Here is a 3,399-nt window from a genome sequence, read left to right as displayed (position 1 = left end):
GCGGCCGCGAAMCTCGCCCGCCATGCCGAGCACGCATAGCTCATACCGTATTTCGCCATCGTATAGGCGACGTGCGGCGCGAACCATTTTTCGCTCATGTTCAGCGGCGGCGAGAGCATGAGGATATGAGGGTTTTGCGCCTTCAGCAGTTCCGGCAGGCAGGCTTGCGAGCAGAGGAAGGTACCGCGCGCATTGACCTGATGCATCAAATCGTAGCGCTTCATCGGCGTTTCCAGCGTGCCGCTGATATTGATAGCGCTGGCGTTGTTCACCAGAATATCGAGGCCGCCGAATTTAGCGACGGCTTCCGCCACCGCCGCCTTCACGCCCTCTTCCTCACGGATATCGACCAGCAGCGGCAGCGCTTGGCCGCCCGCTGCCTCAACCTCTTCCGCCGCCGAATAGATCGTGCCGGGAAGCTTCGGGTGCGGATCGGTGGTTTTGGCGGCAATGACGATATTGGCCCCATCGCGGGCGGCGCGCAGGGCGATGGCCTTGCCGATGCCGCGCGACGCGCCGGTGATGAAGAGGGTTTTTCCCTTAAGGCTGCTCATCGGAGATTCTTTCTGTTTTTTTGTTTTGGTTAGCCGCGATTGAAGGTCGGGCGGCGTTTTTCGACGAAGGCGCTGACACCTTCGATAAAATCGCCGGTCAAGGTGCAACGGGAGAAGGATTCGCCTTCGCGGCGCAATTGATCGGGCAAGGGCGCGCCGAAAGCGGCGTTCAGCAAGGCTTTGGTGCGGGCCAGCGCCTGACGCGGACCGGAGGCCAGTCGCCGCGCGAGGGTTTCGGTCGCCTCGGCCAGGGCATCCTTCGGCACGACGCGGTTGATGATGCGCAGATCGGCGGCGCGCGGCGCTTCGATCCGCTCACCCAAGGCCGCGATTTCAAAGGCAGGCTTCAGCCCCACCAAACGCGGCAGGAACCACGTCGCGCCGCCGTCGGGCGTCACGCCTAAATGGCAATAGGCGAGGGTGAAGCTGGCGTCTTCCGCCGCAATCGCAAGGTCGCAAGCCAACACGAGGCTCATCCCGAACCCGGCGGCCGCCCCATGCACCGAGGCAATAACCGGCTGCGGCATGGCCCGCATCGCTTCGACCAACAAGCCAACCCGCGCCAACATGCTTTGAAAGACGTGGAGCCGTTCGGCTTCGGGCAGTTCCATCTGCGTGCGAAACTCTTTGATGTCGCCGCCCGCCATGAAACCATCACCCGCGCCGCGTAGCACGACGCAGCCGATATCCTTATCGGTGCTGAGCGTTTGGAAAGCGTGGACCAGCTTATTCAGCATCGCCTCGTTCAGCGCGTTCAGCACGGCGGGGCGATTGAGCGTGATATAAGCGACGTTATGGTGCCGTTCGATCAGAACGGCGGGCGGGGTAGCATCGACCCCGGCAGCGTGGGTTTTGAGCATCTTGGATCCTCCCTACGATCAATGGCCCCTTAGTATGTGACACGGGCCGCCCGTCTTCTGCGGGCCTTCCGGTGTCGGGGTCGTCTTTCCCTACAGTGGCACGATCTAACGTGTTCGTAAATAAATTGACGTTATCGGCAAAGTGGGTTTGAGTTGAACGGATGCGTCATTATGCCCAAGTGTAGAGCATAATGACGCCTTAGAAAACGACCGCCTCGAATGTCCGGGCACCAATGATCGGATCGCAACGCACGATCCGGCTTAAAAGGGAGGCCGACGCAACCGTCGGAGGAAGCGATGAGCGAAGCTGTGAGCGCGCCCCAAGCCGTTACCGAGCCTCAAGGGCTTGAGCTATGGCAGATCAATTATCCCAAGGATGTCGACCATTCGGCTCCGATCCCCGTGGTACCGCTCTTCGCCCTGATGGACGATGCGGTTGCCAAATACGGTGCCCGGCCCCTGCTCGATTTTCTCGATAAGAAATATACCTATGCCGAGGTCGGTGCGCTGGTGGACCGGGTGGCCGCCGGGCTGCAACGCCAAGGCGTCGGACGCGGCACCAAGGTCGGCCTGTTTTTGCCGAACTGCCCCTATTACACCATCTTCTTTTTCGGGATTCTGAAGGCGGGCGGCACGGTCGTGAACTTCAATCCGCTTTATGCGGAGAAGGAGTTGGAGAAACAATGCCTCGATAGCGATACCAAAATGATGGTGACGCTCGATCTCGCGGTCCTCTACCCGAAGATCAAGCTGCTGCTCGACCAGGGCGTGCTGAAACATATCGTCGTTTGCCCCTTCGCCGAGGCCCTGCCGTTCCCGAAGAACTTCCTATTTCCGCTGCTCAAGCGCAAAGACCGCGCCCGCGTGGAGATGGACGCCCGCCACATTGCCTATCGCAGCCTTATCGCGGGGGCGGCGAAACCGCAGCCGGTCGCCATCGACCCCCTGCGCGATATCGCCGTGCTGCAATATACCGGCGGCACTACGGGTATTCCCAAAGGGGCGATGCTGAGCCACAGCAACCTTTACAGCAATGCTATGCAGGCCGTGCGCTGGTTCCCCGGCATGCATTACGGCAAGGAAAGCGTCGTGGGGGTGCTGCCTTTCTTCCACGTCTTCGCCATGACGGCGATTCAGAATCTTGCCATCGCCTCGGGCACGGAAATTATCATGCTGCCGCGCTTCGAGTTGGAGCAGGTGCTGGAGGTCATCACTAAAAAGAAGCCGACGCTGATGGCGGGTGTGCCGACGATTTATACAGCGATGAATAATTACAAAGAGCTGCATAAATATAATCTCACATCGCTCCGTTTCGGCATTTCCGGCGGCGCTCCCTTGCCAGTGGAAGTGAAGCAACGCTTTGAGGAACTCACCGGCTGTATTCTAGTGGAAGGCTACGGGCTTACCGAAAGCTCCCCGATCGCCTTTTGCAATCCGCTCGATGGGCGCGTCAAAGCGGGCTCCATCGGCCTGCCGGTCGCAGGGACTTGGCCCGAGTTGCGCGACCTCGAAGACCCGACCAAGCGGGTGGCGCGCGGCGAGAAGGGCGAGCTGTGCCTGAAAGGCCCGCAGGTGATGCTCGGCTATTGGAAACGCCCGGAAGAGACCGAGAAAGTCTTCGTCGGCGAGTTCCTGCGCACTGGCGACGTTGGCTATATGGACGAGGAGGGCTTCGTGCATCTCGTCGACCGCATCAAGGATGTGGTGCTGTGCGGCGGCTATAATGTCTACCCGCGCATCGTGGAAGAGGCGATCTATCAGCACGCGAGCGTGCAGGAAGTCACCGTCATCGGCATTCCCGACGAGTATCGCGGCGAAACCGTGAAAGCCTTCGTCGTGCTCAAGGACGGTGAAAATCTGAGCCCCGAGGAATTGATTGAATTCCTCAAAACCCGCATCTCGCCCATTGAAATGCCTAAGAAAATTGAGTTTCGCGCCGAGCTGCCCAAAACCATGATCGGCAAATTGTCGAAAAAGGAACTGGT

Annotated in this window: 3 protein-coding genes; 1 reads left to right on the top strand and 2 read right to left on the bottom strand. The window is 59.7% G+C overall.

All coding sequences use genetic code 11. The annotated features are described in order from the left end of the window. Positions 1-554 (bottom strand): SDR family oxidoreductase (locus VZ95_RS16665; protein ID WP_156995359.1); only part of this gene is annotated, 554 nt, incomplete at its 3' end. Positions 555-583: 29 nt separating this feature from the next. Further along, positions 584-1,414: an enoyl-CoA hydratase/isomerase family protein gene (locus VZ95_RS16660; protein WP_045776855.1), complete on the bottom strand. Its 831-nt coding sequence runs from the start codon at positions 1,412-1,414 to the stop codon at positions 584-586. 297 nt (positions 1,415-1,711) lie between these two features. On the opposite strand from VZ95_RS16660, the gene VZ95_RS16655 reads away from it, so the two are divergent. Next, positions 1,712-3,399: long-chain-fatty-acid--CoA ligase (locus VZ95_RS16655; RefSeq protein WP_045776854.1), on the top strand; the 1,688-nt coding region annotated here is incomplete at its 3' end.

It is taken from the genome of Elstera litoralis (assembly GCF_000963705.1).
GTDB classification, from domain to species: domain Bacteria; phylum Pseudomonadota; class Alphaproteobacteria; order Elsterales; family Elsteraceae; genus Elstera; species Elstera litoralis.
The sequence above is the reverse complement of the archived record's forward strand: the minus strand, read 5'-3'. Positions and strand labels throughout refer to the sequence as shown.

What these genes read in the sequence shown, in the direction of transcription:
- VZ95_RS16660 (WP_045776855.1), bottom strand. Translation starts at nt 1,414, where the DNA reads ATGCTCAAAACCCACGCTGCCGGGGTCGATGCTACCCCGCCCGCCGTT.